Below are 11,944 nucleotides of genomic sequence, written 5' to 3' on the forward strand. Positions count from 1 at the left end.
TCAGATCCGATCTTCGAGGCCGACGAACCGGCCGTCGGTGAGGTTGTCGATGCGGATCACCTCGCGTACTCCACCTGCGGCGGTGGTCGCGTTGATGTCGGCGGTGATGACGGTCTGGGTGCGTCCGAGCTCGACGAGGCGCTCCATGAGGTGGATCTGGTTCTCGCGCCGCGTCAGGCGGTCGACGCCGCCGACCACGAGCAACGGGGGCCGTCGGAGATTGCCGATCGCGATGCGAAGCAGTGCGGCGGTGAGCTCGGGCAGCTCCTCGACGAAGGACTCCAGGGTGGGCAGGGGGTAGGACCCGAACACGGGCGCGCAGATCCGCTCGAGGTCGGCCCGGTCTGCGGGGCGCACCCACCGGTACCACGGCGCCGACCAGCGGAGCTGCTCGGTGATCACGTCGCTGACACGAATGGTCTGCTCGATGCCGTCGACCTCGTCGATCCACGCCACCGCGGAGTTGCCGAACAGGTGGTGCGCGTCGCCCGAACGTCCGAAGGCCACGAGTTCGCCGGTCGACTGCCGCATCCGACCGGCCAGGGTCAGCAGCAGCGCGGTTCGTCCACGACCGCCCGGTCCGGCGAGAACCGTGACGCCGCCGTCGGCGATACGCAGGTCCACAGGGCCGAAAATGTGTCCCCACGACGCGTCGACACCCAGTTCACGGGCCTCGATCAAGGGCGTCTGGGCGGTGCTGAAGTCACCGCCGCGCGGTTCCGGCACCCCCTCGTGACCCGGAGTCACCTCATCCGAAGACAACATCGTCCAACTTTCGCGAGTAGTGCGGTAGATCCGCGCGAACTGTCGTCCCCCCCGGCGGGAGGACGACAGCGATGAATCAGGGGATTACCGGGTGGTCGGGACGACTCCGCTGCCGTCTCTGATCGACGGACGGGTCTCGAGACGGACGAACGCCGACAAGACGGCGGCCTCGTCGGGATCGCTGCCGGGGTCGTTGCCGGCCGGAAAGATCGGCACGGAAGTGTTCCCTGCTGCGGGGGTTCTCGCCGGGGTGGTCACCGAGTTCTGGTCCAGGCGTCCGGCGTTGTCGATCGGCTGATCTGAGATGTCGTATGTCCGGGAATTGCAGGCAACTGTGCGATTGTGAACTGCCGCTGCACTGGACATGGCTGAAACTTAGCCCAGTCATATCGGACATGTCCATCAAACGGGAAAAGGCGTTCACCGGCGCCGATGGCACGAAATTGCCTTCGTGGGGGACGCCGGAACAACGTGTCTGCTGCAGGTTCGAACCCGGTCATCGCGTGACTCAACTCACGCTAGCAGGGGGTGTCGTCCGGGTTGACGCCGTGAGCAGACGTGTGGTCGGCCACCGTCCGGATGGCGGCCACACGAGAGCACGGCGGCTCCGATCATCTCGGAAACGGCACGTTTTTCCCGCTATCGGCGCGCAACCGACATGGCCTACTCGCCGGTGATCTGGCACATGGCCGACGTCGTAACGCAGACTCCGCGCGCGCACGGCCCGGCCCACACCGAGCGGGGCTGTCGGGGTCAGGTCGCGGCGGACGGCCTCAGGGCGCGAACCCGATGACCGTGGTGCCCTTCTGGCAGGCGGCGAGTACGCCCTCGAGCTGTGAGGGGGCGCACGTCCACCCCGCCACCGACTGTTGTTGACCGGTCACGATCTTCGGCGCGTACTGGGTGGCGACCGTCTTCGCCGAATCGCAGGTCACCTCGCCGGCCAGGACCAGGACGCGCAGGGCGCCGTCGGGGCCGGGCACGGTGCCGCAGGTGGTGTCGGATTCGTCTGAGGCGACCTCGGACCGCGTCGTGTCCGTGGCGGGCTTGCGGCCGCCGACGACGGGCGGGGACGTCGACGGGCGATCCTCGGTGGGGCCGGATGATGCCGCGACGCTGGTCGCGGCGGTCGAGGATGCCGTGGTCACGTCCTGTTCGTCGCCGCACCCGACCAGCGCGAACATTGCCACCGAGAGTCCGAGTGCAGTTCCGGCGACCCTGCTCGCTCCGCGGACGCGGGTTCCGGCGGCGGTGACGGGGCGAGTTCTGCGCGACATGGTTCCCCACGTTAGCGAACCCGTTCGCCGAGTCCGGGCGGGTCCTGCTCCCCGTCCGGATCGCCACCGGTTTGGGCGGCGGGCGTCGACCTGGGAAGATGCTCGGCGTGAGCAGTACCGGAACCGAAGTCGCCGACCCCACCTATGCCGTCGGCACCACCTTGGCCGGCACCCGCGGCCGTACCGGGGTCATCAGCACTCCACACGGCGTGATCCAGACCCCGGCATTCGTTCCGGTGGGTACCAAGGCGACGGTGAAGACCGTTCTGCCCGAGTCGGTGGCCGCGCTCGGCGCCCAGGCCGTGCTCGCCAACGCCTATCACCTCTACCTGCAGCCGGGGCCGGAGATCATCGACGCGGCGGGCGGGCTCGGCGCGTTCATGAACTGGCCGGGACCCACCTACACCGACAGCGGTGGATTCCAGGTGATGTCGCTGGGTGCGGGTTTCAAGAAGGTCATCTCGATGGAGGCCAACGGCACCCCCGACGACGACCTCACCGCCAACGGCAAGGAGCGACTCTCACGCGTCGACGACGACGGGGTCACCTTCAAATCGCACCTCGACGGCTCGACGCACCGCTTCACCCCCGAGGTGTCCATGCAGATCCAGCATCAGCTCGGCGCCGACATCATCTTCGCCTTCGACGAACTGACGACCCTGATGAACACCCGTCGGTATCAAGAGGATTCGCTGGAGCGGACCCGCCTGTGGGCGATCCGGTGCCTCGACGAACACAACCGGTTGAGTGTCGAGCGGGCGCACCGTCCGCAGCAGTCGCTGTGGGGTGTCATCCAGGGCGCACAGTACGAGGATCTGCGTCGCAAAGCGGCCCGTGATCTCGTCGCGCTCAGCGACGCCGACCGCGCGGTCGGCGGAAAAGGCTTCGGCGGCTACGGCATCGGCGGCGCGCTGGAGAAGGACAACCTCGGCACCATCGTCGGTTGGGTCAACGACGAACTGCCCGAGGACGCCCCGAAACATCTGCTCGGCATCAGCGAACCCGACGACATCTTCACCGCCATCGAGAACGGCGTCGACACCTTCGACTGCGTATCGCCGACCCGCGTCGCACGCAACGGTGCCATCTACTCGCTCGACGGTCGCTACAACGTCACCAATGCCAAGTACCGCAAAGACTTCCGTCCGCTCGACCCCGAGATCGAGAACTACACCTCGCAATACAGCCGCGCCTACCTGCACCACCTGTTCAAGGCGAAGGAAGGCCTCGGTGCCACACTCGCGACGCTGCACAATGTGTCGTTCATCGTGACCCTCGTCGACCGTGCCCGCGAGGCGATCGAGAACGGGAACTACACCGAGTACCGGGACGAGTTCCTGCGGCGTTATTACGGTTCGTCGCGGGACTGAGCCGCCGATCGGCCGGGCTGTGGCCGTCGTCACGGAACCGGTTGCATGATCCCGGTACGTTGTGCGCCACGTACGGCGCGGTTGCGTACACCCACCAAGACTCGGCACCCTGTAGGGGTAGTCGAGTACCAGCGAGAGAGACGATGAGACGCGGAAAGCGCCGAAAACGCCGACGACGACACATGTCGGCCCCCAGTTGTGAACTGAACAACGGTGAACTGAACACGGCAGGCGTTCTGCCTGCCCCCGACCCCGGGACGGCGACATGCTGACCGTTCTCGGAATCGGACTCGGAATCCTGGTGGTCTTGCTGATCACCGCCCTGACCGGCTACTTCGTGGCCCAGGAATTCGGCTACATGGCGGTCGACCGATCCCGCCTGAAAGCCCGCGCCGAGGCCGGCGACGCCGCCGCGAAACGCGCCCTCGGCGTCACCCGGCGCACCTCCTTCATGCTCTCCGGCGCGCAGCTCGGTATCACCGTCACCGGCCTTCTCGTCGGTTACGTCGCCGAACCGCTGATCGGTTCCGGCGTCGGTGACCTGCTCGGCGAGGTCGGCATCCCGGTGGGTGTCGGCGTGGTGATCGGCACCGTCATCGCGATCCTGTTCTCCACCGTCGTGCAGATGGTGTTCGGCGAGCTGTTCCCGAAGAACCTGGCCATCGCCCGCCCGGAACCGGTGGCGTTGTGGCTGTCCCGGTCCACCACGATCTACCTCGCCGCATTCGGCTGGCTGATCTCACTGTTCGACAAGGCCTCGAACCTGCTGTTACATGCCCTGCGCATCGAACCCGTCCACGACGTCGAGCATTCGGCGTCGGTGCGCGACCTCGAACACATCGTCGCGGAGTCCCGCGACGCCGGGGATCTGCCCGACGACCTGTCGGTGCTTCTCGACCGTGTGCTCGACTTCCCGACGCGCACGGCCGAACATGCCATGATCGCGCGACCGAACACCGATCACGTCGACGCCGCGTTGCCTGCGGCGGAGGTGCTCACCCTGATGAGCACCGGTCACACCCGGTACCCGGTGCTCGCCGGCGCCGACGACGAGGTGCGCGGTGTGATCCACCTGCAGGACCTCCTCGAGTGGTCCTACGCGCTCAAACAACACCCGCCGCAGGCCGATCCGTCGGCCGTCGCGGTCGACCTGAGTCGCGCGGCAGTGGTGGTGCCCTCCACCCTGCCGCTGCCCGAGGTGCTCGAGAACCTCGCGGCCGCCCATGAGGAGATGGCCATCGTCATCGACGAATACGGCGGCTTCGCCGGGGTGGTCACCGCCGAGGACATCGCCGAGGAGCTCGTCGGCGAGATCGACGACGAACACGACCCGGAGGCGTCGGCGGCGGTCGAGGAAACCGCCGAAGGCTGGCTGGTGCGCGGCGACGCGCACGTCGACGAGGTGTCGCGGGCCATCGGCTGGGAACTGCCCGAAGGAGACTACGAGACGATGGCCGGGCTGGTGATCGCCGAGTTCGTGGGCCTGCCCGAGGCCGGGGACGCGGTCACGATCACCATCGGACCCGATCCGGCAACGCTTCTCGACGACGACGAGGCGCCGCCTCGAAAGGTGCGCGCAACGGTGCTCGAGGTGGACAAGCGTGTGCCGTCGCTGCTGTCGATGACCATGTCGGACGATGCCGACGTCTCCTCCGACGCAGGACAGGAGGACGACCGTGGATAACCCGTGGATTGTCGTTTCGGTGACCGTGGCCCTGATCGCGGCCAGCGCGTTCTTCGTCGCGGTGGAGTTCGCGCTCATCGCCGCGCGCAGGCACCGGCTCGAGGACGCGGCCGCCACCAGTGGCAGCGCCCGTGCGGCGCTGCGCAGCGCGTCGGAGTTGTCGGTGCTGCTCGCCGGCTCGCAACTGGGCATCACGGTGTGCACGCTGGCGCTCGGTTCGGTCACCAAACCCGCTGTGCACCACTGGCTCACACCGGTCTTCGTGGACTGGGGCCTGCCGTACTGGTCGGCTGACGTCGTCGGCTTCGTGCTGGCGTTGATCATCGTCACGTTCCTGCACCTGGTGGTCGGGGAGATGGCGCCCAAGTCGTGGGCCATCGCGCATCCCGAGCGGTCGGCCATCGTGCTGGCGCTGCCGATGCGTGCGTTCATGTGGGTGACCCGGCCGGTCATCGTGCAGCTCAACCACCTGGCCAACTGGTGCCTGCGGCGTGTGGGTGTCGAACCCGTGGACCAGGTCGCGACCGGCCAGGACAGCGATGCGCTGCGACACCTGGTGGAGCACTCCGCCACGGTCGGCACGCTCGACGAGCGCTATCACGCCCACCTGACCAGTGCGCTGGAGTTGGAGTCGCTGACCGCCGGGGACGTCGTGACGCCTCGCGACCAGCTGGGCGAGGTGCCGCCGGATATCGACGCGGACGCCATTCAGGCCGCGGGCCGGACCTCCGGGCATCTCCGGTTGCTGGTGCGGGAGGAGGCCGGGGCGCGGGTCCAGGGCATCGTCCACGTGCGCGACAGCCTGGGTGCCGCACCGGGGGTCACCGCCGCCGACCTGATGCGACCGGTACTACGGATCGACTCGGACCAACCGGTGTACGAGGCGCTCGCGACCATGCGGGCCCAGCGCGCACACCTCGCGCTGGTGACCGGCGAGGACGGTGTGGCGATCGGGCTGGTCAGCCTCAACGATGTGTTGCACCGACTCCTCGCGACGGCGACGCCGGAGGCGTGATCGGCGCCCGGCTCGTCGCCGGGAACACCCCCTTCGGGGAGCGTGGTGGCGTTCGTTGCGCCGGCGGAAGCGGGAACGGCAGGTCCGGAGCGGAATTCGCGGCCCCGTGAGAGGGCTCCGAGGGCACATTGCCCTTGAGTCGCTCTGAGGGGGACGAGGATTCACGACTGTCTGCACCTCGGCCGCCGGTGCCGGCCTCGTATGTGTTCGCCGGGCGGAATCCACCGGGAGGTGGACTCGCCATCATGGCGGACTGGTCACCCATTCCGTGGGAGCCAGGATCCACGGCGACTTGGGGAGCGCTCCGGGGTCGAACCGCTCGGACAGGGTGGCGAGATCGACGGTCTCGTCCCGGGCGGCGAGACCGAGCGAGGAGGCGATCCGGGACAGGACGGTCGTCGTCGGAATGCCTTGGGCTGCAAGGTCGGTGAGGGTGACGGCGCCGTCGCGTTTGCTCAGGCGCACCCCGTCGGCGTTGAGGACCATCGGTACGTGCGCATAGGTCGGCGGCACCGATCCGAGGCGCGTCGCGAGGTAGGCCTGACGCGGCGCCGATGACAGCAGGTCGTCACCCCGGACGACCTGGTCGACGCCCTGGGCGGCGTCGTCGACGACGACGGCGAGGTTGTAGGCAGGTGTGCCGTCGTTGCGCTGGATCACGAAGTCGTCGACCGCGCCGGTGTAGGAGCCGTGGAGCTCGTCGAACACGGCGAACTCGGAAACGTGGGTGCGGATGCGGATCGCCGGTGGCCTGGTCGACCGGCGCTCGGCCCGTTGCGCCTCGGTCAGGTCGCGGCACGTGCCCGGGTAGGCGCCCTGTGGTGCGTGCGGTGCGGAGGGGGCTTCGAGGATCTCGCGGCGCGTGCAGAAGCACTCGAAGGTCTCGCCGGCGTTGTGGAGTCCGTCGATGATCGCGCGATATGTCGCGAGGCGATCGCTCTGGTAGACGACGGGCGGGTCCCAGTCGATGCCGAGCGCGGCCAGGTCGGCGAGCTGACCGGCGTCGGCGCCCGGGGCGGTGCGGTCGAGATCCTCCATGCGGATGAGGAAACCGCGGCCGGTGGTCCGTGCGAACAGCCACGCGAGCACCGCCGTCCGCAGATTGCCGACGTGCAGGTCGCCGGACGGGGACGGCGCGTACCGGCCCGCTCGCAGCTGTGTCGACATCGCGTCGAGCGTACCGCCGGGCTCTCCGGAGGTGCGTGGCGAGTGCGGGGCGACGCGATGAGAAACGGTGTCGGGGGAGGTCTGTCCCGGTGTCCGGCGCTCCACGCCACCCGGGACACCCCGGGGCGCGGTCATTGCGGTCGCGTCGAGAAGTGAGGAACGATGAATTCATGGATCTCCCGGTCATGCCTCCCGTCGCGCCGATGCTGGCCAAGGCGGTCACCGCGGTCCCGCCGCAACCCGATGGTTCGCAGTCCTGGTCCTATGAGCCCAAATGGGACGGTTTCCGGGCGCTGATCTTCCGCGATGGCGACGAGGTCACGATCGGTTCGCGCGGCGGCAAGGACCTGGCCCGCTACTTTCCCGAGATCGTCGAGGCAGCCAGGGCCGAACTGCCCGAGAAGGTGGTCCTCGACGGCGAGATCGGGGTGCCCGCGCTCATCGGAGACACGCATCGGCTGGACTGGGATTCGCTGGCTCAGCGGATACACCCGGCTCAGTCCCGGGTGGACATGCTCGCCGAGAAGACCCCGGCGATCTTCATCGGATTCGACGCTCTGGCGCTGGAGTCTCTGAACGTGATGGGTGAACCGTTCGAGGTACGACGCGAGGCGTTGTTGCGGGCGGTGGGCCCCGGCGGCCGCGACCGCCGATGCCATGTGAGTCGGGTGACGATCGATCCCGCGGTCGCCGAGGACTGGTTCTCCGCCTTCGAAGGCGCGGGCCTCGACGGGGTCGTCGCCAAACGGCTCGACGGGGTGTACGTCGAGAACAAACGTGAGATGTTGAAGGTCAAACACAAGCGGACCGCGGACTGCGTGATCTTCGGATATCGGATCCACAAGTCCGGCAGGGGGATCGGTTCCATGCTGCTCGGGCTGTACGGCGATGACGGCGAGTTGCGCATGGTCGGCGGGGCGGGTGCCTTCTCCGACGCCAAACGCGTTGAGCTGCAGGAGATGTTCGAGCCGATGCGCCTGCACCCCGACAAGGCCTCACCGGGTGAGCCGACCCGGTGGCGGTCGGAGAAGTCGGGGGAGTGGATTCCGATTCGGCCGGAGCTGGTCGCGGAGTTCGCCTACGACCAGATGGAGAACCATCGGTTCCGGCACACCGTGAAGTTCCTGCGATGGCGTCCCGACCGGGATCCGGAGAGCTGCGGCTACGACCAGCTCGACGTTCCGCTGACCTACGACCTGCACGACGTCCTCGAAGGGGAATGACCCATGGCATCTCGTTCTCCGGCAGAAGAACTCGACGTCGACGGCATCGCCGTTCGGATGAGCAACCCGGACAAGATCTACTTTCCGGAGCTCGGTGAGGATGGCGGCCGCAAACGGGATCTGGTCGGCTACTACCGAACCGTGGCGCTGGGCGTCGACGCCGGCGGCGACGGCCCGCTGATGCGTGCGACCCGGGACCGCCCGACGTTCCTGCAGCGGTTTCCCGACGGCGTCGAGGGCGACGAGATCTATCAGAAGCACATCGCCAAGAAGCGTCCCGAACATGTGCAGTCGACGGGAATCGTGTTCCCGTCCGGCCGAACCGGGGATGCGATCCGGCCCACCGTACCCGCCGACCTCGTGTGGGGTGCCAATCTCGGCACCGTCACCTTTCACACCTGGCCGACGCTGGCCGACGACAACGACCATCCCGACCAGCTCCGGATCGACCTCGATCCGCAACCGGGAACCACTTTCGAAGACGTGCGGCGCGTGGCCGTCGAGGGCCTGAAGCCGCTGCTCGACGAGCTCGGGTTCGCGGGCTTCGTGAAGACCTCCGGTGGCCGCGGCGTGCACGTGTACGTACCGATCGAGCCGCGGTGGGACTTCATCGCCACCCGGCGGTGCGTCATCGCGCTCGCCCGTGAACTCGAACGGCGCGATCCCGATCGCGTCACCACGTCGTGGTGGAAAGAGGAACGCGGAGAGCGGATCTTCATCGACTTCAACCAGAACGCGCGTGACCGGACGATGGCGTCACCGTATTCGGTTCGACGCAGCGCGCGTGGCCGGGTCTCGACGCCGGTGACGTGGGCCGAACTCGCCGACGTCGACCCCGACGACTGCACCATGGACACCGTCCCGAAACTCCTCGCCGATCGTGGTGACCCGTGGGCCGACATCGCCGACCATCGCCGCGGCGTCGAGAAGCTGTTGGAGATGGTCCAGGAAGACGACGCGAATGGCCTGGGGGACATGCCGTATCCGCCCAGCTACCCGAAGATGCCCGGCGAGCCGCCGCGCGTACAGCCGAGCAAGAAGGTCGCCGAACACTGGGACGAGAAGGGCAATCGGCGACCGGAGGGGTGAGCTCGGGCCCCCGAAAGATGCGTTCAGGCCCGGAAGTGTTCAGCCGCGGAAGTGTTCGGGCCCGGAGGTGTTCAGGCCCGGAGGTGTTCAGCCCCGGAAGGCGATGAGCAGCCCGAGATACAGGAAGTATCCCGCGACGAATGCGAGGCCTTCCGGTCGCGAGATCCGGCGGCCGGAGATGAACACCGGAATGCACAGCAGCGCAACGGCGGCCATCAGCGGGATGTCGATACGGATGAGTTCGTCGGTGACGTCGAGTGGTTTGACCAGGGCGGTCACGCCGAGGATGAACGCGATGTTGTAGACACTCGAGCCGATGAGGTTGCCGATCGCGAGGTCGCGGTTGCCGCGGAGCGTCGACATGATCGTCGTGGTGAGCTCGGGCGCCGAGGTCCCGATTGCGACGATCGTCAGTCCGATGAACGCCTCGCTGACGCCGAGATCGGTTGCCACGTCCACCGAACCGCGCACGAGCAAGTCCGCACCGACGACGACCACCGCGATGCCGCCGATCAGTTCCAGCACCCGCTGCCACATCGGTCCGCCGGTCGCGGGCAACTCGTCGTCGGTCACCAGGCTGGTCGTCTTCGCCTTGAGTTCGGCACGGATGGCGATGGCGGTGTAGGCGGCCGCCAATGTCAGCAGGAGCAGGCCGTCGAGTCGGGTGAGGGTGCCGTTGGCGCTCAACGCGAGGAGCAGCAGTGCACTGATGACCATCACCGGAAGGTCGAGCCGGATGGTCTGGCGACCCAACGCGAGAGGCACCATGGCGGCCGAAAGGCCCAGGATCAGAAGCAGATTGACGATGTTGGTGCCGGCGATGTTGCCGATGGCCAGCGCTCCGGCGTCGTTGAACGACGCGTCGATCCCGACCGCGAGCTCGGGCATGGAGGTGCCGATCGAGACGATGGTCAACCCCACCAGAAGTGGTGAGACGCCGAGCTCGCTCGCGATCGCCGATCCGCCGCGCACCAGCAGTTCCGCGCCCGCCACCAGGCCGCCGAGTCCGAGCAGCACGAACAGGACGTCGGTCACCATACGACGACCCTAACCGGCGTATCCGCGCACCCTCAGCGGCGGAAGGCCTCGGCCGCCCAGTCCGCGAACGGCTGCCAGCCGACGCCGGGGAAGCGGCGGTGCAGCGTGGGGATGTCGACCTCGTAACCGCGGTCGCCGAGGAAGGTGAACATCGCACTCATGTCCGGCGACGGGATGCGCCCGGGGTCGAAGGACTCCGCGGCCACCGCGGTGTTCAGTACCTCGCCGACGATGCGCGCCATCTCCGCCGGGCTCGGCTGGTCGGACGCGATGTCGATGCGTTCGCCCACGTGGAGGTCGGGTTCGGAGAACAGCAGGGCGACGAACCGTCCCAGATCCCGCCGCGAGAGTTGTTGCAGCGGTTTGTCGGCGGGCATCGCGATCGGCATGACGCCGGCGTCGAGGGCATCGGTGCCGGCGAGCAGATTGTCGTAGAAGTAGGCCGGGCCGACAACGGTGTGCGGGATGTCGGTGGCCGCGAGCATCTTCTCGACCTCGTACTTCGAGTCGAAGTGGGGGACCCCGGTGTCGCGGTCCGCCGACGCCACCGAGGAGAACACCAGATGGGGGACCGACGCCGCGGTGGCCGCCTCGATCAGCGCGCGACCCTGGGCGACTTCGGCGTCGACGCCGGACTCGAACGGCGTCGTCAGCGCGAAGACGCCCGCCGCGCCGTAGAACGCGTCGGTGAGACCGACGCCACTGACGATGTTGCCGACGGCGAGTTCCACGCCACGCCGGGCGAGCGCCGCCGACTTCGCCGAGACCGCGTCGCGGATCACGGCGCGCACCGGAAAACCGGCGTCGAGCAGGGCATCGAGGACGGCGCCGCCCTGCCCTCCCGTGGCTCCGATGACGACGACGGGAGAGGTTTCGGCCATGCCGTCGACCCTAGTGCGGGGCATCGCGTACGCAAGCGGTTTGGGTGTGCGCGCCGTCGGCGGCTATCATCTCGACGTTGGAGGATTCGCCTAGTGGCCTATGGCGCTCGCCTGGAACGCGGGTTGGGTTAACAGCCCTCAGGGGTTCGAATCCCCTATCCTCCGCCACCGACGGTCCGCGGTGTCGCCCCCTGCCGGGAGCGCACGCCGCGGACCTTCGTCGTTTCCGGTGTCCGAACGCTTCGAGGACCCCCGCGCGGGCCGTCGGAACCCCTCGCTACACTGGACGACGGATCCCGCGCGGCGTGCATCCTGTGAACTCCCCCAGGGCCGGAAGGCAGCAAGGGTCAACGGGCTCTCTCGGGTGCGCGGGGTCCCCTATATCCCCGATTTACATTTCAGGTCTGCGACGTCGGCCTTTCGCTCCGGCGTCGA

11 protein-coding genes, 1 tRNA gene and 1 other RNA gene are annotated in these 11,944 nt (G+C 68.0%); 7 read left to right on the plus strand and 6 right to left on the minus strand.

The genetic code is table 11. From position 1 onward, the window contains the following. The 3 genes from H1R19_RS01825 to H1R19_RS01835 all read right to left on the minus strand — a co-directional run bounded on the left by H1R19_RS01825 (position 1) and on the right by H1R19_RS01835 (position 2,042). Positions 1 to 765 (minus strand): P-loop NTPase family protein, encoded by a 765-nt coding sequence (locus tag H1R19_RS01825; protein WP_244970837.1) that lies wholly within the window; start codon positions 763 to 765, stop codon positions 1 to 3. Positions 766 to 849: 84 nt separating this feature from the next. Further along, positions 850 to 1,131, minus strand: coding sequence for a hypothetical protein (locus H1R19_RS01830; protein ID WP_219850412.1), 282 nt, complete (start codon positions 1,129 to 1,131; stop codon positions 850 to 852). Between the two features lie 407 nt (positions 1,132 to 1,538). Beyond that, positions 1,539 to 2,042: a hypothetical protein gene (locus tag H1R19_RS01835; RefSeq protein ID WP_188330950.1), complete on the minus strand. Its 504-nt coding sequence runs from the start codon at positions 2,040 to 2,042 to the stop codon at positions 1,539 to 1,541. Between the two features lie 98 nt (positions 2,043 to 2,140). Here H1R19_RS01835 and tgt point away from each other — a divergent pair, with 98 nt between their 5' ends. The 3 genes from tgt (at position 2,141) to H1R19_RS01850 (ending at position 6,111) form a co-directional block, all read left to right on the plus strand. Continuing rightward, positions 2,141 to 3,412 carry a tRNA guanosine(34) transglycosylase Tgt gene (tgt, locus tag H1R19_RS01840; RefSeq protein ID WP_188330951.1) on the plus strand — a complete coding sequence of 424 codons (1,272 nt, stop codon included), beginning with the start codon at positions 2,141 to 2,143 and terminating at the stop codon, positions 3,410 to 3,412. 265 nt (positions 3,413 to 3,677) lie between these two features. Then, a complete protein-coding gene (locus tag H1R19_RS01845; protein ID WP_188330952.1) occupies positions 3,678 to 5,096 on the plus strand; it encodes a hemolysin family protein in 1,419 nt (472 codons plus the stop codon). After that, positions 5,089 to 6,111 (plus strand): hemolysin family protein, encoded by a 1,023-nt coding sequence (locus H1R19_RS01850; protein ID WP_219850413.1) that lies wholly within the window; start codon positions 5,089 to 5,091, stop codon positions 6,109 to 6,111. The genes H1R19_RS01845 and H1R19_RS01850 overlap by 8 nt, the downstream gene beginning before the upstream one ends. Positions 6,112 to 6,354: 243 nt before the next feature. On the opposite strand, the gene gluQRS is transcribed toward H1R19_RS01850, so the two are convergent. Next, positions 6,355 to 7,278, minus strand: coding sequence for a tRNA glutamyl-Q(34) synthetase GluQRS (gene gluQRS / locus H1R19_RS01855; RefSeq protein WP_219850414.1), 924 nt, complete (start codon positions 7,276 to 7,278; stop codon positions 6,355 to 6,357). 170 nt (positions 7,279 to 7,448) lie between these two features. On the opposite strand from gluQRS, the gene H1R19_RS01860 reads away from it, so the two are divergent. Both H1R19_RS01860 and H1R19_RS01865 read left to right on the plus strand, forming a co-directional pair. Further along, the gene (locus H1R19_RS01860; RefSeq protein ID WP_219850415.1) at positions 7,449 to 8,501 is read left to right on the plus strand and encodes an ATP-dependent DNA ligase; all 1,053 of its coding nucleotides are present in this window, start codon (positions 7,449 to 7,451) and stop codon (positions 8,499 to 8,501) included. A gap of 3 nt (positions 8,502 to 8,504) precedes the next feature. Then, positions 8,505 to 9,590: a DNA polymerase domain-containing protein gene (locus H1R19_RS01865; RefSeq protein ID WP_188330956.1), complete on the plus strand. Its 1,086-nt coding sequence runs from the start codon at positions 8,505 to 8,507 to the stop codon at positions 9,588 to 9,590. A gap of 87 nt (positions 9,591 to 9,677) precedes the next feature. On the opposite strand, the gene H1R19_RS01870 is transcribed toward H1R19_RS01865, so the two are convergent. Both H1R19_RS01870 and H1R19_RS01875 read right to left on the minus strand, forming a co-directional pair. Next, positions 9,678 to 10,628, minus strand: coding sequence for a calcium/sodium antiporter (locus H1R19_RS01870; RefSeq protein WP_219850416.1), 951 nt, complete (start codon positions 10,626 to 10,628; stop codon positions 9,678 to 9,680). Between the two features lie 32 nt (positions 10,629 to 10,660). Then, on the minus strand, positions 10,661 to 11,509 hold the full coding sequence (locus H1R19_RS01875) for an NmrA/HSCARG family protein (protein WP_188330958.1): 849 nt from the start codon (positions 11,507 to 11,509) through the stop codon (positions 10,661 to 10,663). A 79-nt stretch (positions 11,510 to 11,588) separates the two neighbouring features. Here H1R19_RS01875 and H1R19_RS01880 point away from each other — a divergent pair. Together H1R19_RS01880 and ffs are read left to right on the plus strand one after the other, a co-directional pair. Beyond that, positions 11,589 to 11,677, plus strand: a tRNA-Ser gene (locus H1R19_RS01880). Between the two features lie 120 nt (positions 11,678 to 11,797). After that, positions 11,798 to 11,892, plus strand: an RNA gene (gene ffs / locus H1R19_RS01885) — signal recognition particle sRNA small type. Positions 11,893 to 11,944 lie beyond the last annotated feature (52 nt).

This window comes from Gordonia jinghuaiqii, assembly GCF_014041935.1.
Lineage (GTDB): Bacteria > Actinomycetota > Actinomycetes > Mycobacteriales > Mycobacteriaceae > Gordonia > Gordonia jinghuaiqii.